This window comes from Pseudomonas sp. S3_A09 (genome assembly GCF_054668065.1).
Map to the genome: position 1 here is coordinate 2,828,616 of NZ_CP162752.1, position 22,554 is coordinate 2,851,169.

Consider the following 22,554-nt stretch of genomic DNA (forward strand, 5'->3'; position numbering starts at 1 on the left):
CGTTCTACGGGGCTTTTTTAAACTTAATTTCATCCGTCAAGGCGCTGTTTTGACGCGGAACTGTCATCTGGCCACTGCGTAATTGTGTGAAGCGTTTGACGCTTTCATTTCAGCACAGTGACGGAGACCGGTAACAATGAAGACGTTGATAAGCCCTATGGTGGGTGCCGCCATGGCGAGCTTTATGCTGTCCGCCCACGCCGACTTTATCGATGACAGCCACGCCGATGTGACCTTGCTCAATCGCTACCTGAACCAGCAGGGGCGTGATGTGGTGAACAGCAACGCCAAGGCCCACAGCATTCGTGATTGGGGCCAGGGGTTCGAGTTCAACTTCAAGTCCGGCTACACCGAAGGCCCGGTGGGTTTTGGCCTGGACCTGCAGGCGTTCTATGGATTGAAGCTGGACTCCGGTGGCGACCTCAACGACAAGGATCACCAGGGCCGCTACCCCGGCAGCATGTTTCCGCTGGACAACGGCAAGTCTGCTGACCAGTTCGGTGTGTTGAGCCCGACGTTCAAGATGCGTTTCGCCCAGGATGAACTGCGTGTCGGCACGCTCTACGGCAACAATCCGATACTCGCCAACACGGACGGGCGCCTGTACCAGCAGACCAACACCGGTGTGCAACTGGTGTCCAAGGACCTCAGCGACTTCACTTTCACCGGCGGCGATATCTTCAAGACCAAGATCCGCAACGAAACCGGCGACCAAGGCATGATCACCGCCGGGGGCACCCAACAGAGCGATCGCTTCCTGTTTGGCGGTGCGGATTACACCGGCATCCAGAACACCACGGTCAGTCTGTGGTACTCCAACCTTGAGGATTACTACCAGCAGTTCTTCCTGGGCGCCAAGCGGCATGACGCCTTGTCCGTGGGCGCGATCGACACCGATCTGCGTGTGTTCCGCAGTTTGGGTGTGGGCGGCAACGCGGCTGGCGACAATGACTACGCAGCCTCTGGCCTCTACGGCGACGGCGCGAGCAAGGGACGCATCAACCAGACCACCGCCAGTTTGCTTGAGAGCTACAGCCTGGACGGCCATACCGTCGGTCTGGGTATCCAGAAGAACAGCGGTGACAGCGACTTCCCGTACCTGGATTCCGGCCTGAACAGTGGCGACAACCGCCAGGGGCCAGGCTCAGGCGCTGACACTCCGGCACTCACCAACCTGCAATTGAACAAGTTCCAGCACGCCGGCGAGCGCACTTGGCTGGCGCAGTACAAATATGACTTCGGCAAACTCGGCCTCACCGGCCTGACGTTCTCAGCCGCCTACGCCCACGGCGATGACATCCGAACGGCGCAAGGCACCACCAGCGAATGGGAACGCAACGTCGCCGTGGCGTATCAAGTGCCCACCGGCTCTCTCAAGGGCCTGGGCGTTACCTGGAAAAACGCCCACGCCAGCCCGGACATCAGCGGCGCGACCGTGCAAGATGAAAACCGCTTCTATGTCAGCTATGTCGTTCCACTCTGGTAGGAAATTGCTGTAAAAAGGACGGGCAGACTTAAGCGATTCAGCTGGTTGAAAGGCCCGGGAATAGCCTTATTCCCAGGCCTTATTTGCCGACGTCCAAGAGAGGATTCGATGACTTACATTGCTGCCGAAAACCGCTATGAATCTATCCCGTACCGCCGCGTAGGTCGCAGTGGATTAGTGCTGCCGGCGCTGTCCCTGGGCCTGTGGCACAACTTTGGCGACAGCACCCCGATCGACACCCAGCGCGCCCTGCTGCGCACCGCGTTTGACCTGGGCATCAACCACTTCGACCTGGCCAACAACTACGGCCCGCCCTACGGCAGCGCCGAGATCAACTTCGGCCGTTTGCTGCGCGAAGACTTCAAGCATTACCGCGATGAACTGATCATCTCCAGCAAAGCCGGCTGGGACATGTGGCCCGGCCCCTACGGCCAGGGCGGTGGTTCGCGCAAATACGTGCTGGCCAGCCTCGACCAGAGCCTGCAACGCCTGGGTGTCGACTACGTGGATATTTTCTACTCCCACCGTTTTGACGCCGACACCCCTCTGGAAGAAACCGCCAGCGCCCTCGCCACCGCCGTGCAACAAGGCAAGGCGTTGTACATCGGCATCTCGTCCTACTCGGGTGTCAAAACCCGCGAAATCGCCGCGCTGCTGAAAGAGTGGAAAGTGCCGCTGTTGATTCACCAGCCAGCCTACAACTTGCTCAACCGCTGGGTGGAAAAAGACCTGCTGGACACCACCGAAGAACTCGGCGCTGGCGTGATCGCGTTCACGCCGTTGGCCCAGGGGCTGCTGACCGATAAGTACCTCAACGGCGTACCGGCGGATGCGCGGGTGAACCGTCCCGGCGGTGGTTCGCTGCAGGCCAAGCACCTGTCCGAAGCCAACATCGCCCACGTGCGGGCGCTGAATGAAATCGCCCAGCGTCGTGGCCAGAGCCTGGCGCAACTGGCGTTGGCCTGGACCCTGCGTGATCCACGGGTCACCAGTGCGCTGATTGGTGCGAGCCGGCCGGAGCAGATTATCGAGAACGTCGGTGCGTTGAAGAACCTGAGCTTCAGCGCGGAAGAACTGGCGGAGATTGATCGGTTTGCGCAGGAAGGTGGGATCAACTTGTGGGAAAAGCCATCTACTGCTGAATAACCTGGCGTAACACGGTCAATGTGGGAGCGGGCTTGCTCGCGAATGCAGTGGATCAGTCGCTGAATCTGTTGACTGACACTCTGCCTTCGCGAGCAAGCCCGCTCCTACCTTTTGATCGCTGGTTGTCTCTAGAAAGGTACATCCCCAAGAATGGTCGCGCGATGCATCACCCGCCGCTGCGGCCGGTAGTCGTCCACCGCGTAATGCTGCGTCACGCGGTTATCCCAGAACGCCACGTCATTTTCCTGCCAGCGCCAGCGGATGGTGAACTCCGGGCGTGTTGCGTGGGCAAACAACAGCTTCAGGATCGCCTCGCTTTCCGCCGGCTCCAGCTCATTGATCCTGGTGGTAAACCCATCACTCACAAACAGCGACTTGCGGCCGCTCACCGGATGCGTGCGCACCACCGGATGTGACAGCGGCGGGTTCTTCTGGCGGGTTTCTTCCCAGCGCGCCAGGTCTTCGGCGGTGTTGCCAAAGCGCTCCAGTGGGAAGGACTTGGTGAAGTCATGGGTCGCCGTCAGCCCATCGAGCAACCGCTGCAACGGCTTGGACAACGCCTCATACGCCGCAATCCCGCTGGCCCACAGCGTATCGCCGCCAAATGCTGGCAGCTGCTTGGCGCTGAGGACCGCACCGAGTGCCGGAGTGGGCAGGAAGGTCACGTCGGTGTGCCATACGGCGTTGTCGCGCACGTCGGTGACGGCGGTATCGAGGATCAGTACTTCAGGCTGTTCCGGCACGTTGGGGTAGATCGGGTGGATGTGCAGGTCACCGAAATTCGCCGCGAACCGTGCCTGTTGTTGCGGGTTGATTTCCTGGCCGCGGAAGAACAGCACCGAGTGGGTGAGCAACGCCTGCTCGATGGCGTCGCGCTGTTCGAGGCTCAGCGGTCGGGTGATATCGACGCCACTGATCTGGGCGCCCAAGGCGGTGCTCAAGGGGGTAATGGTGAGGCTGCTCATACTGTTCTCATCACTCAATGTGCCTGGCCATGCCAGGGCACTAATTTACGCTGCAGGGCACGCAGGCCCATTTCCATGGCGAAGGCGATCAGGGCGATGACCAGGATGCCCAGCACCACCACATCGGTCACCAGGAACTGCGCCGCCGATTGCACCATGAAGCCCAGGCCGCTGGTGGCGGCGATCAACTCGGCGGCGACCAATGTCGACCAGCCCACCCCCAGGCCGATGCGGACGCCGGTGAGGATGTCGGGCAGGGCACTCGGCAGGATCACATGGCGAATCAACTGGGCACGGGTGGCGCCCAATGACTGCGCCGCGCGCAGCTTGGCCGGGTCGACAGTGCGCACACCGGTGGCGGTGGCGATGGCAATCGGCGCGAAGATCGCCAGGTAAATCAGCAGCACCTTGGACAGCTCGCCAATGCCGCACCAGATCACGATCAGCGGCAGATAGGCCAGCGGCGGGATCGGTCGATAGAACTCGATCAGCGGGTCGAGGATGCCACGGGCGATACGGCTGGAGCCGATGGCGATCCCCACCGGCACGGCGGTCAGCACCGCAAACCCCAGGCCCAGGCCGATGCGGCTGAGGCTTGCACTCAAGTGTTGCCACAAGGTGGAGTCCATGTAGCCCGTGGTCGCCAGCAGCCAGCCTTTTTGCAGTACGGCGGACGGCGGCGGCAGGAACAGTGGTTCGATCACACCGGTAGCGGTCACGGCCCACCAAATGATCAGCAAGGCGACCAGGGTCAGCAGGCTGATCCAGCGCGTGCTCAAGCTGCGACGCACGGGGATAGGCGCGTGCGCCGCCGGCTTGGCGGTCATGACGGGAAGTTCGTAGCTGCTCATGCGGACACCTGCCGTTGGGAGAACACTTTGCCCAACACGTGTTCGCGGGTTTCGATAAAACGCGGGTCGGACTTGATCGCCCGTGCCGACTCTCCGGCAGCGTAGCGTTGGCCGAAGTCCAGGCTCAGACGCTCGACGATCTGGCCGGGATTGGGCGCCAGCAGGATCAGGTCAGTGGCGAGGAATACCGCCTCTTCGATGTCGTGGGTAATCAGGAACACTGGCTTGGCCGTGCGCCGCCAGACTTGCAGCAGCAGCTCCTGCATCTGTTCGCGAGTGAAGGCATCGAGGGCGCCGAAGGGTTCGTCCATCAGCAGTACGCGAGGATCGGCAGCCAGCGCGCGGGCCAGGCCGACGCGTTGCTTCTGCCCACCGGAGAGCTGCCAGATACGACGACTGTCGAAGCCGGCCAGGTCCACCAGGGCCAGCATTTCCCGAGCGCGCACTTCACGTTGTGCCTTGGACACGCCGGCCAGCTCCAGGCCGAAACCCACGTTGGCCAGCACGTCCTGCCAGGGCAGCAGGGCGTCATCCTGAAACACCACGCCGCGCTCGGCGCTCGGGCGACCTTGCCTTGTTCCTTGAGGAACGCAGCGGTGTCGGTCACGGCCTGGGTAGTCGGTGCGCCCAGCAGGGTCACCTGGTCGGCGGCCAGCGGGTAGACGTTGCCTTGCAGCAGCAGCGGGATGTCGCTGGCCTTGGCGCCGGAGAGTTTCACCAGTTTGTCGACGTTGCCTTTGTCGGCGAGCCAGGCTTGCGGGTCTTTGCGGTAGGCGGCGTAGGCATCCAGGGTGACTTTGGCAAAAGCCGTGACGATTTGCGGGTGCTTCTCGGCAAAATCCTTACGCACGATCCAGGCATCGAAGGTCGGCGCGCCGAACTTGGCCAGTTCGCCGGAGGTGATCAGCACCTTGCCGTTTTCCTTGGCCACGCCCAGGGCGGGGTCCCACACGTAAGTCGCGTCGATATCACCGCGCTTCCAGGCGGCGATGATCGCCGGTGGTGCGAGGTTGAGGATGGTTACTTTGGACGGGTCGATGTTCCAGTGCTTCAGCGCGGCCAACAAGCTGTAGTGCCCGGTGGACACGAAGGGCACCGCGACCTTTTTACCGATCAGGTCCTGCGGGCCGTTGATCCCCGACCCGTCGCGCGCCACCAAGGCTTCGGCACCACCGATCTGGGTGGCGACGAGGAAGGTTTCCACCGGCACTTTGCGGGTGATCGCCGCGGTCAGCGGGCTGGAACCGAGGTAGCCGATCTGCACGTCGCCGGACGCAATGGCGGCGATGATGTCGGCGCCGTTGTCGAATTTTCGCCAGTTGATCTTGGCGTTGGTGGCTTTTTCGTAGGCGCCGTCGGCCTGGGCGACTTTGGCCGGGTCTACGGTGGTCTGGTAAGCAATGGTCACATCCGCCGCCTGGGCAAACAGGCTGGCACCGGCCAGGGACAATGCGGCCAAGAGGCGCAAAGGGGTAAGCAGTTTCAAGGGGAAGCTCCTCAATCAGGCGGCCGAGGGTCGGCATGCGAGGAGACTAAATGATCTAAGAATCCGAAAATAAATAACGTTTTCGAATTAGCTTATGAGCAGAAAAGTGGGACCCGGTCTTCAGGCTGAGGGGCAAATGTGGGCGCTGGCTTGCCTGCGATGCAGACAACTCGGTATTCGAGATAGACCGAGTTGATGCTATCGCAGGCAAGCCAGCTCCCACAGCGGACCGCGTAAGGATTTAGTTGCTGATCGCCAGAATGCTCGCCTGGTATGACCCGACAAACACATCAAAATCGCCCACCTCGTTCTGTTCCAGCTCCGCCTGCTGCACCAGCGACTGACGCGCCAGCTCTTCAAAGCGTGCCTGCTCTTCAGCCGGCAAGGGCTCCTTGCGGAAGTGCTCGGCATGCAGTTGGCTCTGGTGCAGGGAGAACTGCGCAAAACTCTCTTTGCGCTCGGCCATGGCCGCCAGCACCTGTGCCGATGGCGTCAGGGACGGGTCCTCGACCTTGGCCAACTGAGCGTCCAGCGCCTGGCTGTGTTCGGTGATGCCGTGGGCTTCATCGAGCAAAGCAGCCAACGGAGCAATCTGCTCCAGCAGCTCGGCGGCCCATTCCTTCATGTCCACTGCCTGGCCCTGACGCTGCAATTGCAGGCCGGGGCGGCGACCTTCCTTGACCACACTGAGGAAGTTGGAGGTCGCATTGCCGCACTCGTTGTTGGCGAACAGCGGGCTGTCGTTCAACGCGCAGTACAGCAGGAACGCGTCAAGGAAGCGCGATTCCGGCAGGTCGATGCCCATCGGCAGGAACGGGTTGATGTCCAGGCAACGCACTTCGATGTACTGAATGCCACGGGCCATCAGCGCCTGGATCGGCCGTTCGCCGGTGTAGGTCACGCGTTTGGGGCGAATGTTGGAGTAGTATTCGTTCTCGATCTGCAGGATGTTGGTGTTGAGCTGAACCCACTCACCGTCCTTATGCGTGCCGACTTCGACGTACGGCGCGTAGGGCGTTGCCACCGCTTCACGCAGGCTGTCGGTGTAGCTGCTCAGATCGTTGTAGCACGGCGTCAGGCCCGCTTGGGCGTTGCTCTGGTAACCCAGGTCGCTCATGCGCAGGCTGGTGGCGTAGGGCAGGTACAGCGTATCGGCGTCCAACACCTCCAACTGGTGCGAGCGACCGCGCAGAAAACCGGCGTCCAGCGCAGGCGAAGCACCGAACAGGTACATCAGCAACCAGCTGTAGCGACGGAAATTGCGGATCAGCGCGATATAGGCATTGGACTGGTAGTCGCGGTCAGTGCCGACAAATCCTTCAGTTTCCTTCAACAGCGGCCACAACTGTTCCGGCAGGGAAAAGTTGTAGTGGATGCCGGCGATGCACTGCATGGTCTTACCGTAACGCAGCGCCAGGCCCTTGCGGTACACGTACTTGAGCTGCCCGATGTTGGACGTGCCGTAGTAGGCAATCGGAATGTCTTCCTCGGCCGGCAACGGGCATGGCATCGAAGGGCTCCACAGGTATTCGCTGCCGAGCTTGGTGTAGGCAAAACGATGGATCTTGTCCAGGCTGCTCAGGGTATCGGCCGGGTTGGGCAGGGCGGGAGTGATGAACTCCAGCAGCGATTCCGAGTAGTCGGTGGTGATCTGTTCGTGGGTCAACGCGGCGCCCAGGGCTTCAGGGTGCGGCGTTTGCGCCAGTCGACCCTCACCGGTGACACGCAGGCATTCGCGCTCGATGCCGTGCAAGCACTGCTCTAGCAGGGAGAGGTGTTCGCGCTTGCCGAGCAGGGCCAGGCGGCGGTTGAGAAGTTCGCTCAAGTTGGATTCCTTCACGCGTCAGTCGCCCCAATATGGGGGTGGGCAGGACGGTCTACAAGGGTGAAGTTAAAACTGGCGTGATCGCCTGGTTTAGAGTCGATTTAACCCGCTCTGAAAATGCCGACTTCACTCCATGAATTTGGCTACAGCGCGGCGAGAAAATTCCGACGCCGTGATTGCAGCGCCGAAATTAACTCAAATCGGGGGTGGGGAGCTATAGGACAGCGAAGGTGCCCTGTGCTTTTGCGACAAGTCTTTCGTCCTGGTACACGTCCGCTTCGACCACCAACGTGCGACGACCGGCATGGATCACCCGACTGGTGCACAGCACGTCACCGTCAGACACGGCTCGGATATAGTTGATCTTGCACTCGATGGTCGCGCTTTGTTGGTCGAAACCATGGGCGCTGGAGCAGGCCAGCCCCATCGTAATGTCCACCAGGCTGAAAATCGCCCCGCCATGGAGCTTGCCCGCGCGGTTGCGCAGGTGCGGCTCCAGGGTCAGGGCCACCTCGGCAACGCCTTCCTCAAGGCGTTGCAGGCGGCAGCCGATCAGTTCGCTGAACGCGCTCTGGGTCAAACCGGCCGGGATTTCCATCAGCGTTTCTTCAACTGTTTAGCGTTGGCAAACAGCGAGGCCATGGCGTTGTTGCTTGGCGCGGTGGTGGCCGTTTCCTTGCGCGGCGCGTTGTTTTGCGACTGGCGCGGCGCCGAACCAGGACGTGCGCCGCGGGCACCGTCGATTTTCTCGCCAGGGGTGTCGCTCATGCGCATCGACAGGCCAACGCGTTTGCGCGGGATGTCGACTTCCATGACCTTGACCTTGACCACGTCACCGGCTTTTACCGCTTCACGCGGATCCTTGATGAACTTCTCCGAAAGCGCGGAGATATGCACCAAACCGTCCTGATGAACACCGATGTCCACAAAGGCGCCGAAGTTGGTCACGTTGGTGACCACGCCTTCGAGGATCATGCCCAGCTCCAGGTCCTTGAGGTCTTCGACGCCGTCCTGGAACTCGGCGGTCTTGAACTCGGGACGGGGGTCGCGGCCCGGCTTTTCCAGCTCTTGCAGGATGTCGGTGATGGTCGGTACACCGAAGGTTTCGTCGGTGTACTTCTTGGGATCCAGGCGCTTGAGAAACGCGGCGTCGCCGATCAGCGAACGGATATCGCGGTCGGTCTCGGCGGCGATGCGTTGCACCAGTGGGTACGCTTCTGGGTGAACCGCGGAGGAATCCAGCGGGTTGTCGCCGTTCATTACGCGTAGGAAACCGGCGGCCTGTTCGAAGGTTTTTTCACCCAGGCGTGCGACTTTTTTCAACGCTGCACGGGTTTTGAACGCGCCGTTTTCGTCGCGGTGGTTCACGATATTTTGCGCCAGGGTGGCGTTGAGGCCGGAAATACGCGCCAACAAGGCGACGGAGGCGGTGTTCACATCCACGCCGACGGCGTTTACGCAGTCTTCCACCACTGCGTCCAGGCCACGTGCCAGTTTCAGCTGCGACACGTCGTGCTGGTACTGGCCGACGCCGATGGATTTAGGGTCGATCTTGACCAGTTCGGCCAGTGGATCCTGCAGGCGACGGGCGATGGACACCGCGCCACGGATCGACACGTCGAGGTCCGGGAATTCCTTGGAGGCCAGTTCCGACGCCGAGTACACCGAAGCGCCGGCCTCGGAGACCATGACCTTGGTCATCTTCATGGCGGGGTATTTCTTGATCAGCTCGGCGGCCAGTTTGTCGGTTTCACGGCTGGCGGTGCCGTTGCCGATGGCGATCAGGTCCACCGCGTGCTTGGCGCACAGGGCAGCCAGGATCGCGAGGGTCTGGTCCCATTTGTTGTGCGGTACATGCGGATACACCGTGGCGTGGTCCAGCAACTTGCCGGTGGAGTCGACCACGGCGACCTTGCAGCCGGTACGCAGGCCCGGGTCGAGGCCCAGGGTGGCGCGCGGGCCGGCCGGGGCGGCCAGCAGCAGGTCGTGCAGGTTGTGGGCGAACACGTTGATCGCCTCTGTCTCGGCGCCGTCGCGCAGCTCACCGAGCAGGTCGGTTTCCAGGTGGGTGTAGAGCTTGACCTTCCAGGTCCAGCGCACCACTTCACCGAGCCACTTGTCCGCAGGACGGTTCTGATTCTGGATGCCGAATTGTTGACCGATCATGCCTTCGCACGGGTGCATGGTGCCCGGCAATTCGTCGCCGACCTTCAGCGCGGAGCTGAGAATACCTTCGTTGCGGCCACGGAAAATGGCGAGCGCACGGTGGGACGGCATGCTTTTCAGCGGTTCGTCGTGTTCGAAGTAATCGCGGAACTTGGCGCCTTCCTCCTCTTTACCAGCGATGACGCGGGCGCTGAGGATGGCTTCTTGCTTCAAATAGTTACGCAGTTTTTCCAGCAAACTGGCGTCTTCGGCGAAACGCTCCATGAGGATGTACTTGGCGCCTTCGAGGGCGGCCTTGACGTCGGCAACGCCTTTTTCGGCATCGATAAAGCGCGCGGCTTCGGTTTCCGGGGTCAGCGACGGGTCGTTGAACAGGCCGTCGGCGAGGTCGCCCAGGCCGGCTTCCAGGGCGATCTGGCCCTTGGTGCGACGCTTCTGCTTGTACGGCAGGTAGAGGTCTTCGAGGCGGGTCTTGGTGTCGGCGAGTTTGATATCGCGTTCCAACTGCGGGGTCAGCTTGCCTTGTTCCTCGATGCTGGCGAGGATGCTGATGCGCCGTTCGTCGAGTTCTCGCAGGTAGCGCAGGCGCTCTTCCAGGTGACGCAGTTGGGTGTCGTCGAGGCTGCCGGTCACTTCTTTACGGTAACGGGCGATGAAGGGCACGGTGGAGCCTTCATCCAGTAGAGCGACGGCCGCTTCGACCTGTTGTGGGCGTACACCGAGTTCCTCGGCGATGCGGCTGTTGATGCTGTCCATAAAACCACCTGAAATTCTGAAAAGCAGCTCGCAGGCCCGGAAAACAAGGCCCTGGGAGGCTGGTTGAGCGGCCCGACTGGCGCCGCTGCCTGGGTCAAGAGGCAGCCTATTGACCCTCGAAATCGAAAAAATCACACAAGCGGGGTGAAAAAAGCCTCGGCATCAAACGGTAACGATCGGACGTTGCCCTGCGCGACGGCGCCGCATTATAACCAGCGTTCTGCCCTTGGGGGGGATTGCGCCAACGGTTGTAGGGCGCGGGTTCGCTGGCAGTTGAGGAAAAATCTGCTAACAATGCACACGGTGCGTATAACGGCAGCTAGGCCATAATGCGCGCCGAGATAAGAGGAGCATCTAATGAGCAGCACTGCACAAACTGCTGAAGGCGAAAAAATTCTCATCGTTGACGACGATCCGGGGCTGAGCAGCCTGCTGGAGCGTTTCTTCAACTCCAAGGGCTATCGCGCCCGTGCGGTGCCGAACACCGAGCAGATGGACCGCCTGTTGGGGCGTGAAGTCTTCAACCTGGTCGTACTCGATCTGATGCTGCCCGGCGAAGACGGCCTGACCGCCTGCAAACGCCTGCGCGGCGCAAACAACCAGATTCCAATCATCATGCTCACCGCCAAGGGTGATGAGCTGAGTCGCATCAAGGGCCTCGAACTGGGCGCCGATGACTACCTGGCCAAGCCTTTCAACCCTGACGAGCTGATGGCGCGGGTGAAGGCCGTGTTGCGTCGCCAGGCAGCCCCGGTACCGGGTGCACCAGGCAGCGAAGACGAAAGCGTCACCTTTGGCGACTACGAACTGTCGCTGGCGACCCGTGAGCTAAAGCGTGGCGATGAAGTGCACATGCTGACCACCGGCGAATTCGCCGTGCTCAAGGCCCTGGTGATGAACGCTCGCCAGCCGCTGACTCGCGACAAGCTGATGAACCTCGCCCGTGGCCGGGAATGGGATGCGCTGGAGCGGTCCATCGACGTACAGATCTCCCGTCTGCGTCGGATGATCGAGCCGGACCCGTCCAAGCCGCGGTATATCCAGACGGTGTGGGGCGTCGGTTATGTGTTTGTTCCGGACGGCAATAAAACCAGTTGACCGGTGATTTGCAGGGGCGGGCATCCTGGCGTTTGACTCCATGAGGGTCGACGGGATGCCCGGCGTCTGCAATTCTGCGAGCGCCGCTCGTTTCTGCAAGGTATCTAGCAGTCTTCTATGAAAACCCCGCTGTGGTTCCCCCAAAGTTTCTTCTCCCGCACCCTCTGGCTGGTGCTGATCGTCGTTCTGTTTTCCAAGGCACTCACACTGGTTTATCTGTTGATGAACGAGGACGTGCTGGTGGATCGACAATACAGTCACGGTGTCGCCCTGACGCTGCGCGCCTATTGGGCGGCAGACCCTGAGAACCGCGAGAAGATCGCCAAGGCCGCGACCCTGGTACGTGTCGCCGGTGCGGGTGTGCCGGAGGGCGAGCAGCATTGGCCCTACAGTGAAATCTACCAACGCCAGATGCAGGCCGAACTGGGTGAAGACACCGAGGTACGGCTGCGCATGCATGTGTCGCCGGCATTGTGGGTGCGTGCGCCAAGCCTGGGCGAGGACTGGCTGAAAGTGCCGCTGTACCCGCATCCGCTTCGGGGGCAGAAGATTTGGAACGTGTTGGGTTGGTTCCTGGCGATCGGCTTGCTGTCAACGGCGTCGGCGTGGATTTTCGTGCGCCAGCTCAACCAGCCGCTTAAACGCCTTGTGTTCGCCGCCCGTCAATTGGGCCAGGGGCGCAGCGTGCGCTTGCCGGTCAGCGACACGCCCAGCGAGATGACCGAGGTGTACGGCGCGTTCAACCAGATGGCGGAAGACGTCGAACAGGCCGGGCGCGAGCGCGAGTTGATGCTGGCGGGGGTGTCCCATGACTTGCGCACACCGTTGACGCGACTGCGCTTGTCTCTGGAGTTGATGGGCAACCATACGGACCTCACCGATGACATGGTCCGCGACATCGAGGACATGGATGCGATTCTCGACCAGTTCCTGGCGTTTATCCGGGATGGCCGTGATGAAGTGGTGGAAGAAGTCGACCTGACGGACCTGGTGCGTGAGGTGGTCGCGCCCTACAACCAGAATGGTGAGCAGGTGCGCATGCGCCTGGAGCCGATCCAGCCGTTTGCCTTGCGTCGGGTATCGATGAAGCGTCTGTTGAACAACCTGATCGGCAACGCCTTGCATCACGCCGGTTCCGATGTAGAAGTGGCGGCGTATGTGTCCGGCGACAGTGCTGCACCTTATGTGGTGCTGAGCGTGATGGACCGGGGCGCAGGCATCGACCCGGACGAGTTGGAAGGTATCTTCAACCCCTTCACCCGCGGCGACCGTGCACGAGGTGGCAAGGGAACCGGCTTGGGGCTGGCGATTGTGCGGCGGATTGCATCGATGCATGGCGGCAATGTTGAGCTGCGCAATCGAGAAGAGGGTGGCCTGGAAGCGCGGGTACGCTTGCCGCTTGGCCTGATGCTACCCCGAGACGCGGTCTAAGCAACAACGCAGCCCATAGGTGGGAGCGGGGTTGTTCGCGAAAGCGGTGTATCAGTCACAGATGGTCTGACTGACACTACGCCTTCGCGAGCAACCCCGCTTCCACATTGGTTTGCGTTGTTTCAAACGCCGTTTCTTATCAGCCCTTGCCCTTGGTCCTGGTCATATTCGGCCCGCCATTCTTCTCCAGATGCTGAATGATGATCCCTGCCACGTCCTTGCCGGTGGTGGTTTCAATGCCTTCCAAGCCCGGTGACGAATTCACCTCCATCACCAATGGCCCGTGATTGGAGCGCAGGATATCCACGCCCGCCACGCTCAACCCCATCACCTTGGCTGCCCGCAGCGCGGTCATGCGTTCTTCCGGGGTGATCTTGATCAGGCTGGCGCTGCCGCCACGGTGCAGGTTGGAGCGGAACTCCCCGGCTTGGCCTGGCGTTTCATCGCCGCAATCACCTTGTCGCCCACCACAAAGCAGCGGATATCCGCACCGCCGGCTTCCTTGATGTACTCCTGAACCATGATGTTCTGCTTGAGACCCATGAACGCCTCGATCACGGATTCGGCCGCCGTCGCGGTTTCACAGAGCACCACGCCGATACCCTGGGTGCCTTCCAGCACCTTGATCACCAGGGGGGCTCCGTTGACCATGTCGATCAGGTCGGGGATGTCATCGGGGGAGTGGGCAAAGCCAGTCACCGGCAGGCCGATACCTCGGCGCGACAACAACTGTAGCGAACGCAACTTGTCCCGTGAACGGGCTATGGCGACCGATTCATTAAGGGGAAACACCCCCATCATTTCAAACTGACGCAAGACCGCGCAGCCATAAAACGTTACTGAGGCACCAATGCGAGGGATCACGGCATCAAACCCCTCCAGCGGCTTGCCCCGGTAGTGGATCTGCGGCTTGTGGCTGGCAATGTTCATATAGGCACGCAACGTGTCGATCACCACCATTTCGTGGCCACGCTCGGTGCCGGCCTCAACCAGGCGGCGGGTGGAATACAGACGCGGGTTTCGCGACAGCACAGCAATCTTCATGCAGCACCTGGGACAGAAAGAGTAGAGACCGGGAACACCGGCTTGTCTTGAACGTACTTGATGCCGGGGTTGACCACCAGTTGGCCGTCAATCAAGGCTTTGGAGCCCAGCAACAGCCGGTAACGCATGGCTTTGCGGCAGGCCAGGGTGAACTCCACCCGCCACACCCTGTCACCCAGCGCCAGCGTGGTGCTGATGACATAACGCACCTGGGCGTGGCCGTTGGAGCTTTTGATGGTTTTCATCGTCACCAAGGGTGCTTCGCAGCGGCGGTGACGCAGTTGCACAACGCTGCCCAGGTGCGCGGTAAAACGCACCCACTTCTCACCGTCGCGCTCAAACGGCTCGATATCGGTAGCGTGCAGGCTTGAGGTGCTGGCGCCGGTGTCGATCTTCGCGCGCAGGCCTGCCACTCCCAAGTCGGGAAGTGCCACCCACTCACGCAGACCCACAACGGTCAAATGGTCAAATGTCTTCAATATGGGTAACCGGTTAATTCGCCCAGGCCTGAGGAGAAACCTCGGCCAACGCTTTGAATGCGGGCCTGGCGAACCAGTAGCCCTGCATCAGAAATATTCCGCAATCGAACAGGAAGTCGCGCTCGCCGGCACTTTCGATGCCTTCGGCGATGACAGTAACCCCCAACTGCTCACAGATTGTGACAATCCCCTGGACGATCACCTGGCGGACACGGTCCTGGTCGACATCGCGGATCAGCGCCATGTCGAGTTTGATCAAGTCAGGTTGGAAATCGGCCAGCAGATTCAGCCCCGAATAACCCGCGCCGAAATCGTCGATGGCGGTCATGAAGCCGAATTCGCGGTATTCACGCAGAATATTCGTCAAATGGCGATAGTTATCTATGTGCTCGTGTTCCAGAGTCTCGAAAATCAAGCGGTCCAGCGGAAAGTTATGTGCCTGCGCCGCTTCCAGGGTGCTGCGAATACAGAGCTCAGGCCGATATACGGCATTGGGCATGAAGTTGATGGATAAGCGGGTTTGCATCCCCAATGCAGCAGCCCCGGCAATGGCCTGTGTACGGCAACGCTGGTCGAAGCGGTAACGGTTGTGTTCATTGACCTGTTCAAGTACCGACAACGCGCCTTCACCGTGCGTACCCCGCACCAAGGCTTCGTGGGCGAAAATAGAATGATCCCGAAGGTCTACGATAGGCTGGTAAGCGAAAGCGAAATCAAAGCCCAAGGGCTCGCTTTGCTGGCAGCCCACGCACCGCTGGTCGGGCGAGGTGAGTGAAATGGGAAAGTCGGTCACGGCGTATCCTCGCGAAAACAGGGTGTACCTGGCGTATCTTAGGTGAGCCTTGGGGTTTATGCGTCGAAGGGTTTCAACGGTAAAGTTGCGACATTTTTCAGAGCGAGGAATTCAAGTGGCTCAAAAGCAGGAAGAGGAAGAAAAGGTCCGATTGGACAAGTGGTTATGGGCGGCACGGTTCTATAAAACCCGCGCCCTGGCCAAAGCTGCTATCGAGAGTGGCAAGGTGCACCATCGCGGCGAGCGCTGCAAGCCAGGCAAGGAACCGCGCATCGGCGATGAATTCCAGATTCGTGTCGGGTTTGATGAAAAGACAGTCGTGGTTCAGGCGCTTTCCATCGTGCGCCGTGGCGCGCCTGAAGCGCAGGCGTTGTACACCGAGACCGAAGCCAGCATTGCCAAGCGTGAAAATGCGGCGGCAATGCGCAAGGCGGGCGCCACAGGCATGACCACGGATGGCAAGCCGAGCAAGAAGCAGCGTCGTGATCTGTTCAAGTTTCGCGGCAGTGGCAATGATGACTGACTGCGACAGTGAGGGAGCAAGCTCCCTCACCCTTGGCCATCATGCTGGGCGAACCACACTCAATCGACCAATCAGCGGCAGGTGTTGAAGCAGCCCAAACACCGGCGCCGTCACCCGCAACAACCCACTCGATACCTTCGCCGCAAACGGCGTGTAGTACCCCCACCCCAACGCCAACAGCGCCAGCAATACACCGCCAATGTAGTCATCCTGGCCCCAATGCGCGCCCGCCACCAGGCGCGGCATCATGAACAACAGTGCCAGGCCCCAGATCACCAGCACCTGGCCGATGCGCTTGGCGAACACCGTCATGAACATCCCCCAGATCAACAGCACCGAAGCGTGATCGCCTGGAAAACTCTGGCTCGAACGGTCCTTCAACTCCCAGGTTTTCTCCAGCCCCGGGAAGAAGTCGCTCATCTGGATCGCTCCGCTGATCACCATTGACGGGCTACTGTGTTGCCAGCCCATATGCGCAGCGAATTTGGAAAACAGCATGCGGATAAACAGCAAGAGCAGCAGAATGCCAATAAAACCTAGCAGTGCCTGGCGCACCTGCACGGCCTTGAATACCCAGTCGCCGCGAATCAACAGCGACAGCAGAATCACTCCAACCACCGCGTCGAACGGTCGCAAACTGGCGACAGCCCATACGTGCAGCCAGGTCGAGTTGCTTGCCAGCGGGTCATTGAGCAGATGAAACAGCCACTCGTCGAAAAGCACACACAGCATCTGCCCCGTGGGCCACAGCCAAAAACACAGCAGTCCGATAGCGAGTAGATTGCAAAAGGCCCATCGCCCGAGGTTCCACTTGGCTTGGAACAAACCCGGATTGTTCATAAACTGTCCCCCACGGCTCTAGAAAATCGCACCAAAATGGTGCTAAAGCGTTTAATTCTATAAACCTTGTAATCAATTTGTCATCAATTCAGATACCCAGACCTATGACTGATCTACCGGATACCGACTTCACCCAACGCTTCATCTTCGACGAGAACGACGCCCGCGGCGAACTGGTCTCGCTGGAGCGCAGCTACGCCGAAGTCCTCGCCAAGCACCCCTATCCGGAGCCGGTCGCGCAATTGCTCGGTGAGCTGATGGCGGCGGCGGCGCTGCTGGTGGGCACCATGAAATTCGATGGGTTGCTGATCCTGCAGGCGCGTTCCGAGGGTCCGGTGCCGATGCTGATGATCGAATGCTCAAGCGAGCGTGAAATCCGTGGTTTGGCCCGTTACGAAGCCGACCAGATTGCCCCGGACGCCACCTTGTCTGACCTGATGGCCAACGGCGTGTTGGCCATCACCGTCGATCCGACCGAGGGCCAGCGCTATCAAGGCATCGTCGACCTGGACGGCGAAACCCTGTCGGATTGCTTCACCAACTATTTCGTAATGTCCCAGCAAGTCGGCACCAAGTTCTGGCTTAACGCTGACGGCAAGCGTGCCCGTGGCCTGTTGCTGCAGCAGTTGCCGGCTGACCGCATCAAGGACGACGATGATCGTGCTGAAAGCTGGCGCCACATCATCGCCCTGGCCGACACCCTGAAAGCTGAAGAACTGCTGGGCCTGGACAACGAAACCATTCTCCATCGCCTGTACCACGAAGAGGCCGTGCGGCTGTTCGACGAACAGGGCCTGCGTTTCCATTGCAGCTGCTCGCGCGAGCGCTCGGCCAACGCCTTGGTCAGCCTGGGCCTGGAAGATGCGCAGGATTTGGTAGTGGAGCACGGCGGGCATATCGAGATTGACTGCCAGTTCTGCAACCAGCGCTACCTGTTCGATGCCGCCGACGTCGCCCAATTGTTCGCCGGTGCAGGCATCGACACCCCTTCCGACACCCGCCACTAAAACGTTTAAGCACAGGTAAATCACCTGACAAACGCCGGATTAGCGCAGTTCTGACGGGAGGGCCCTACTCTTTTTGGGCTTTTCTGGCATAATCCGGCCCACTTTTTTCGCGGTAGTAGTGCGCAACTTTCTACTACAAAACGTTTGGAGCACTCGGCCATAGGCCGACGGGGAACCTCATGACGCAAGCCAACAACGCCGTATACACCGATCTGAGTGTTGACGATCTGGTTAAAGAAGCCCTGCAGCGTGGTGAAGGCGTGCTCGCCGATACTGGCGCGCTGGTCGTCGAAACCGGTCACCGTACTGGCCGTTCGCCGGTCGACCGTTTCATCGTTGAAGAGCCTACTACCCAGGACGCTATCGCCTGGGGCCCGATCAACCGCAAGTTCCCGGCCGACAAGTTCGATGCCCTGTGGGCTCGCGTCGAGGCGTTCAACAACGCGCAAGAGCACTTCGTTTCCCACGTTCACGTAGGGGCTTCCGAAGACCACTACCTGGCTGTGAAAATGACCACCCAGACTGCCTGGCAGAACCTGTTCGGTCGTTGCCTGTTCATCAACCCGGCCCAGTACAACCCGGCCGGTCGTGAAGAGTGGCAAGTGCTTAACGTGGCCAACTTCGAGTGCGTGCCTGAGCGTGACGGCACCAACTCCGACGGTTGCGTGATCCTCAACTTCGCCCAGAAGAAAGTGCTGATCGCCGGCATGCGTTACGCCGGTGAAATGAAAAAAGCCATGTTCTCGGTGCAGAACTTCCTGCTGCCGGCTTCCGACGTGCTGCCGATGCACTGCGCTGCCAACATTGGCGAAGCAGGCGACGTGACCCTGTTCTTCGGTCTGTCGGGCACCGGTAAAACCACCCTGTCCGCCGACGAAAGCCGTTACCTGATCGGTGACGACGAACACGGCTGGGGCGAAGGCGTGGTGTTCAACATCGAAGGCGGTTGCTATGCCAAGTGCATCGACCTGTCCGAGAAGAACGAGCCCGTCATCTGGAAAGCCATCAAGCACGGCGCCGTGCTGGAAAACGTGGTGATCGACGATGCCAAGCACGCCGACTACACCAACGTCAGCCTGACCCAGAACAGCCGTGCCGCCTACCCGCTGGAGCACGTTGCCAAGCGTTCCGAGAAGAACCTGGGCGGCGAGCCAAACGCAGTGATCTTCCTGACCTGCGACCTGACCGGCGTATTGCCACCTGTGTCCATCCTCAGCGAAGAACAAGCGGCCTACCATTTCCTCTCCGGCTACACCGCACTGGTGGGTTCGACCGAAATGGGTTCCGGCGGTGGCATCAAGTCGACCTTCTCCACCTGCTTCGGCGCACCGTTCTTCCCGCGTCCGGCTGGCGAATACGCTGAGCTGCTGATCAAGCGCATCCGTGGCTTCGGCTCCAAGGTCTACCTGGTCAACACCGGCTGGACCGGCGGCGGCTACGGCGTCGGCAAGCGCTTCAACATCCCGACTACTCGCGGCGTCATCGCAGCGATCCAGAGCGGTGCGTTGATCGGTGCAGAAACCGAACACCTCGACACCATCAACCTCGACGTGCCACTGGCTGTGCCAGGCGTTGAGACCGGCCTGTTGAACCCACGTAATACCTGGGCTGACAAGGCTGCGTATGACGAAGCGGCGAAGGCGCTGGCGGGTCTGTTCATCGAAAACTTCAAGAAGTTTGAAGTGAGCGATGCGATCAAGGCTGCGGGTCCTAAGTTGTAAGATTCGAGCGTTGTGAAAAAGCCGCCTCTTGAGGCGGCTTTTTTGTGCGCGAACACTTAGTCGACGATGTGCAAAACCACCGCGCCGACCAGCACCAGCACAACGCCCAACACTTGCACCGCCGACAACCGCTCCTTGAAAAACACAAACCCCAGAATCGCCGCGATCCCGCCCGACAATGTACTGATCACCGTCACCACCGACACCGAACCTGCCATCGCTCCCCACGAAAACGCCGAGAACCCACCCAGGTTCATCAAGCTTGCCCCGGTCAGCGTCGCGCAGTTTTTCAGCGGTGGGATTTTCAGGCCGTCTGTGATCTTCAGCACCATCATCACCAGCACGCACAGCCCCACCAGGTAGCCGAGCCAGAGCATGGTGATCGGCCCAAGCGCTGGCAGGGTGTAGCGGCCTTGCAGCCAGAAGCTGGTGCCATACAGCAAAGCGGCGAGCATGGCGTAGGCGATGGACAGGCGTGGGTTGTTGTGGGGAACACCATTGTCCTTGTGCAGGCTGGAGAGGATCACGCCGATCACGCACAAGGCGATGCAACCCAGTTGCGTCAGGCTGATGTGCTCACCGCTGGCCCAGGACAGCAAGGTGGTCACCACGCCGTAGGACGTCACGAGCGGCGCGACAATGGCTGCTTTGCCGAGGACGAAGGCCTTGGACAGCGCCAGGGCGCCGGAGACAGTGAGCAGGGCGGCGGCGATGCCCAGGAGCCAGACGCTCAGCGCAGCTTCCAGGGATTTGAACAGGAGGCTTGGGAGAATGACCAGTAACAGGGTCATGATCAGGAAGCCCAGGGCTTGGCCGAAATACACCGCGCGTTTAACGCCCACGGCTCGGGCATTGAGACCCACGAGAAAATCGGTGCCGCCCCAGAGCAGGGCGGCCAGCAGGCCCATCGTGACGTCCATGTAAGGTCCTTGTGTTTCAGCTCAGGTTTTCCAGCGTCTGCGTGTCCCATCTGTGGGTCTTGATGGCCAGGTAGAGCATGCCGATGGTCAGCGGCACTTTTTCACCGCGCCCCTTGGCGCGACGCTTGAGAAACACGTCGAACCCCGGCGGGTTGAAGTAACGATAAGTGTCGAAGTCGCCCAGGTCGAGCGCAAATTCCTGCTCCAGTGCATCCATCAGTTGCTTGGCCTCACTGCCGTCGCAGCCGAGGTCGAAGTTGATTGAGGTTTGCAGGCGGATCGTCTTGTGTTTCGGCAGGCCGATTTCTTCGTGCAGCAGCTGCAGGAGTTGTTGCATGACGGAGTCTTCGGGGAAGTTGGGGGCGAGGTTCATGGTGGGTGCGCGCAGGAGTGGATGAAGGGGCTGGTTGCGTTGGCGGCGGTATTTGTTTCGAGTGATGAAGAGCGCCAAGCCTATCAGGAATACAAAGACAGGCAGGAGGGGCATTCTGAGGATCACCGCTACATAGGGTAGTAGGAACGTCAAAATAAGGCCTGTTGTAAGACATGTGACTGCGAAGTGCTTTCTGAGCATTGGGTCTGTGATTTGGTGGTGCAGCACCAAATAGATAATGAGAAAGGAAGCGGATTGAAGGTAAAGGGCCATGTCACTAAGACTCGTCCGAGTAGACATGCATTGAGAGTGTTGACCGCCGAGGCCCTATACCTCCTCTCACACTGGCATCCAGATCGATGCTGATGTCTCCAGCGTGATATCTACGAAGCTTGCCGGGCCGATGTGTTGAGTCCTTTCGATGTTCACAGGTTTCTGCCGAGAAAGTTGAAACCGCGCTATTTTCATTCAGCTACGGGTAACTTCTGTAGAGGGTCAAGCGGGCGTTTGGAGCAGTTTGGGAAGGGGATGTCGCTTTGTTTGGAGGTTTCCTACAGGCGTTTCCGGCGTTTGTGGCTTGGCTGTGATTTAACAGGCAAGCGGGTCAGTTTTAGGCGCGAGCTTGCTCGCGAAAAACGTCAATGACGTCGCGTTTCTTTTGGCTTACCGCGTCATCGTTGGTGATGTGGGAGATGTCTTTGAGGTCCGAGTGTTCGAAGGTCAGGCAGGAGAAGGTTTCCAGTAAGTCAGTGGCAGCGCGGATGCGTTGGTGGGCGGCGGACTGTGCGCTCGGGCAATAAACAGATGGTTTAATCGTTCGTGGTTCGATCAGGCGCTGGCAGGCCTGCTGATACACCGCTCAAAAATCGCCTCCAACCCCCGATAATCACACCCCACCGCGTCAATATTCGCCGGTATCCACGCGGCGTGTTTCACCAGCCACCAATTCACCGAAAACCCTGCATTCACGATGATCTGCTCGAACAAGATCCGCTGCGCCCGGCCATTGCCTTCGCGGAAGGGGTGGATGACGTTGAGGTCGCCGTAGGCTTCGGCAATGCGCGTTACCAGCTCAGCCTGACTCACACCGACATACCAGTGCGCGTCTTGCATGCGCCGGATGACCTTCGCCGCTTCCGGTGGGATGCGTTCCGGGGTGCAGAACAGCGTGTCGCCCTTCTGGATGTTGACGCTGCGCAGTTCGCCGGCCCAGTCGTAGAGGTCGCCGAACAGGGTGCGGTGGATATGTTGCAGACGGTCGAGGTCGTAGGGTGGAGGGAAGAGAGGGAGGTTGCCTACGGCAATTTCGGATAATTCCCGCTCGGCTTGATGCAAGCGGGCTTCGTCGAGCAAATCGAGGCGGTTGCGCAGGACGCTGCTACCGGGATAGCAGTACGGATCCTGGCCCACCCCGTATTTGTCGAGCATCAGCGTGGGCTGTTGCGGTACTTGGCAAGAACGGCTTCGCGGGTCGGCAAGGGTTTGTCGACGTCGGCCGGTTGGGTGTCGAACCCTTCCAGGCGCAGGCTGGCCAGGTAATTGGAACGGCGGATCTTGTGATAGTGATCCTGTTTTTGCTCAAACGTCGGTTCGCTCATGGCAGCGTACTCCTGGTTAGCAAGGCTTGATTGTAGCGCAATGCTT

General features: G+C 60.1%; 20 protein-coding genes and 3 pseudogenes. 7 read left to right on the forward strand and 16 right to left on the reverse strand.

Annotated features, from left to right (window positions below):
- Nucleotides 1-157: 157 nt before the first annotated feature.
- On the forward strand, nt 158-1,486 hold the full coding sequence (locus AB4N92_RS13335) for an OprD family outer membrane porin (protein WP_021491620.1): 1,329 nt from the start codon (nt 158-160) through the stop codon (nt 1,484-1,486).
- Between the two features lie 108 nt (nt 1,487-1,594).
- A complete protein-coding gene (gene mgrA, locus AB4N92_RS13340) occupies nt 1,595-2,632 on the forward strand; it encodes an L-glyceraldehyde 3-phosphate reductase (protein WP_010214105.1) in 1,038 nt (345 codons plus the stop codon).
- Between the two features lie 128 nt (nt 2,633-2,760).
- Here mgrA and tauD read toward each other — a convergent pair whose 3' ends face one another.
- The 7 genes and pseudogenes from tauD to AB4N92_RS13375 form a co-directional block, all read right to left on the reverse strand.
- Nucleotides 2,761-3,597 (reverse strand): taurine dioxygenase, encoded by an 837-nt coding sequence (gene tauD / locus AB4N92_RS13345; RefSeq protein ID WP_236266977.1) that lies wholly within the window; start codon nt 3,595-3,597, stop codon nt 2,761-2,763.
- Nucleotides 3,598-3,611: 14 nt separating this feature from the next.
- Nucleotides 3,612-4,448, reverse strand: a complete 837-nt coding sequence (tauC, locus tag AB4N92_RS13350; RefSeq protein ID WP_045791412.1) for a taurine ABC transporter permease TauC — start codon at nt 4,446-4,448, stop codon at nt 3,612-3,614.
- A pseudogene (locus AB4N92_RS13355) lies at nt 4,445-5,011 on the reverse strand (ATP-binding cassette domain-containing protein); the annotation flags it as partial. The gene tauC and the pseudogene AB4N92_RS13355, both read right to left, overlap by 4 nt.
- 59 nt (nt 5,012-5,070) lie before the next feature.
- Nucleotides 5,071-5,856 (reverse strand): annotated as a pseudogene (tauA, locus tag AB4N92_RS13360) (taurine ABC transporter substrate-binding protein); the annotation flags it as partial.
- Between the two features lie 319 nt (nt 5,857-6,175).
- Complete coding sequence (gene gshA, locus AB4N92_RS13365) at nt 6,176-7,759, reverse strand: glutamate--cysteine ligase (RefSeq protein WP_010214098.1); 1,584 nt, start codon at nt 7,757-7,759, stop codon at nt 6,176-6,178.
- Between the two features lie 214 nt (nt 7,760-7,973).
- Complete coding sequence (locus AB4N92_RS13370; protein ID WP_021491616.1) at nt 7,974-8,357, reverse strand: PaaI family thioesterase; 384 nt, start codon at nt 8,355-8,357, stop codon at nt 7,974-7,976.
- Nucleotides 8,357-10,681, reverse strand: coding sequence for a Tex family protein (locus tag AB4N92_RS13375; protein ID WP_042571308.1), 2,325 nt, complete (start codon nt 10,679-10,681; stop codon nt 8,357-8,359). The genes AB4N92_RS13370 and AB4N92_RS13375 overlap by 1 nt, the downstream gene beginning before the upstream one ends.
- Nucleotides 10,682-11,038: 357 nt before the next feature.
- Between AB4N92_RS13375 and ompR the strand changes: the two genes are divergently transcribed.
- Nucleotides 11,039-11,779, forward strand: a complete 741-nt coding sequence (ompR, locus tag AB4N92_RS13380) for an osmolarity response regulator transcription factor OmpR (RefSeq protein ID WP_010214095.1) — start codon at nt 11,039-11,041, stop codon at nt 11,777-11,779.
- A gap of 117 nt (nt 11,780-11,896) precedes the next feature.
- Nucleotides 11,897-13,210 (forward strand): ATP-binding protein, encoded by a 1,314-nt coding sequence (locus tag AB4N92_RS13385; protein WP_021491614.1) that lies wholly within the window; start codon nt 11,897-11,899, stop codon nt 13,208-13,210.
- A 139-nt stretch (nt 13,211-13,349) separates the two neighbouring features.
- On the opposite strand, the pseudogene rimK reads toward AB4N92_RS13385, so the two are convergent.
- From rimK to rimA, 3 genes and pseudogenes are all read right to left on the reverse strand, one after another.
- Nucleotides 13,350-14,254 (reverse strand): annotated as a pseudogene (gene rimK / locus AB4N92_RS13390) (30S ribosomal protein S6--L-glutamate ligase).
- On the reverse strand, nt 14,251-14,733 hold the full coding sequence (gene rimB, locus AB4N92_RS13395) for a retropepsin-like aspartic endopeptidase RimB (RefSeq protein WP_016979043.1): 483 nt from the start codon (nt 14,731-14,733) through the stop codon (nt 14,251-14,253). Before rimB ends, rimK begins: the two are co-directional and overlap by 4 nt.
- 13 nt (nt 14,734-14,746) lie before the next feature.
- Nucleotides 14,747-15,526, reverse strand: coding sequence for a S6 modification regulatory phosphodiesterase RimA (gene rimA / locus AB4N92_RS13400; RefSeq protein ID WP_042571309.1), 780 nt, complete (start codon nt 15,524-15,526; stop codon nt 14,747-14,749).
- 115 nt (nt 15,527-15,641) lie between these two features.
- On the opposite strand from rimA, the gene AB4N92_RS13405 reads away from it, so the two are divergent.
- Nucleotides 15,642-16,049: an RNA-binding S4 domain-containing protein gene (locus tag AB4N92_RS13405; RefSeq protein ID WP_010214088.1), complete on the forward strand. Its 408-nt coding sequence runs from the start codon at nt 15,642-15,644 to the stop codon at nt 16,047-16,049.
- 39 nt (nt 16,050-16,088) lie between these two features.
- Here AB4N92_RS13405 and AB4N92_RS13410 read toward each other — a convergent pair whose 3' ends face one another.
- The gene (locus tag AB4N92_RS13410) at nt 16,089-16,889 is read right to left on the reverse strand and encodes a phosphatase PAP2 family protein (RefSeq protein ID WP_010214087.1); all 801 of its coding nucleotides are present in this window, start codon (nt 16,887-16,889) and stop codon (nt 16,089-16,091) included.
- 104 nt (nt 16,890-16,993) lie between these two features.
- On the opposite strand from AB4N92_RS13410, the gene hslO reads away from it, so the two are divergent.
- Nucleotides 16,994-17,896 carry an Hsp33 family molecular chaperone HslO gene (gene hslO / locus AB4N92_RS13415; protein WP_010214086.1) on the forward strand — a complete coding sequence of 301 codons (903 nt, stop codon included), beginning with the start codon at nt 16,994-16,996 and terminating at the stop codon, nt 17,894-17,896.
- 179 nt (nt 17,897-18,075) lie between these two features.
- On the forward strand, nt 18,076-19,617 hold the full coding sequence (locus AB4N92_RS13420) for a phosphoenolpyruvate carboxykinase (protein WP_045791411.1): 1,542 nt from the start codon (nt 18,076-18,078) through the stop codon (nt 19,615-19,617).
- A gap of 56 nt (nt 19,618-19,673) precedes the next feature.
- Here AB4N92_RS13420 and AB4N92_RS13425 read toward each other — a convergent pair whose 3' ends face one another.
- The 5 genes from AB4N92_RS13425 to AB4N92_RS13445 form a co-directional block, all read right to left on the reverse strand.
- Nucleotides 19,674-20,537, reverse strand: a complete 864-nt coding sequence (locus tag AB4N92_RS13425; RefSeq protein WP_236266979.1) for a DMT family transporter — start codon at nt 20,535-20,537, stop codon at nt 19,674-19,676.
- Nucleotides 20,538-20,553: 16 nt separating this feature from the next.
- Complete coding sequence (locus tag AB4N92_RS13430) at nt 20,554-20,910, reverse strand: DUF1493 family protein (RefSeq protein WP_029529275.1); 357 nt, start codon at nt 20,908-20,910, stop codon at nt 20,554-20,556.
- 610 nt (nt 20,911-21,520) lie between these two features.
- Entirely contained in the window at nt 21,521-21,766 is a 246-nt protein-coding gene (locus AB4N92_RS13435; protein WP_021492349.1) for a hypothetical protein, read from the reverse strand.
- Nucleotides 21,739-22,338: a putative adenosine monophosphate-protein transferase Fic gene (locus AB4N92_RS13440; protein ID WP_010214073.1), complete on the reverse strand. Its 600-nt coding sequence runs from the start codon at nt 22,336-22,338 to the stop codon at nt 21,739-21,741. Before AB4N92_RS13440 ends, AB4N92_RS13435 begins: the two co-directional genes overlap by 28 nt.
- A complete protein-coding gene (locus AB4N92_RS13445; RefSeq protein WP_010214072.1) occupies nt 22,338-22,508 on the reverse strand; it encodes a YhfG family protein in 171 nt (56 codons plus the stop codon). The genes AB4N92_RS13440 and AB4N92_RS13445 overlap by 1 nt, the downstream gene beginning before the upstream one ends.
- Nucleotides 22,509-22,554: the final 46 nt, after the last annotated feature.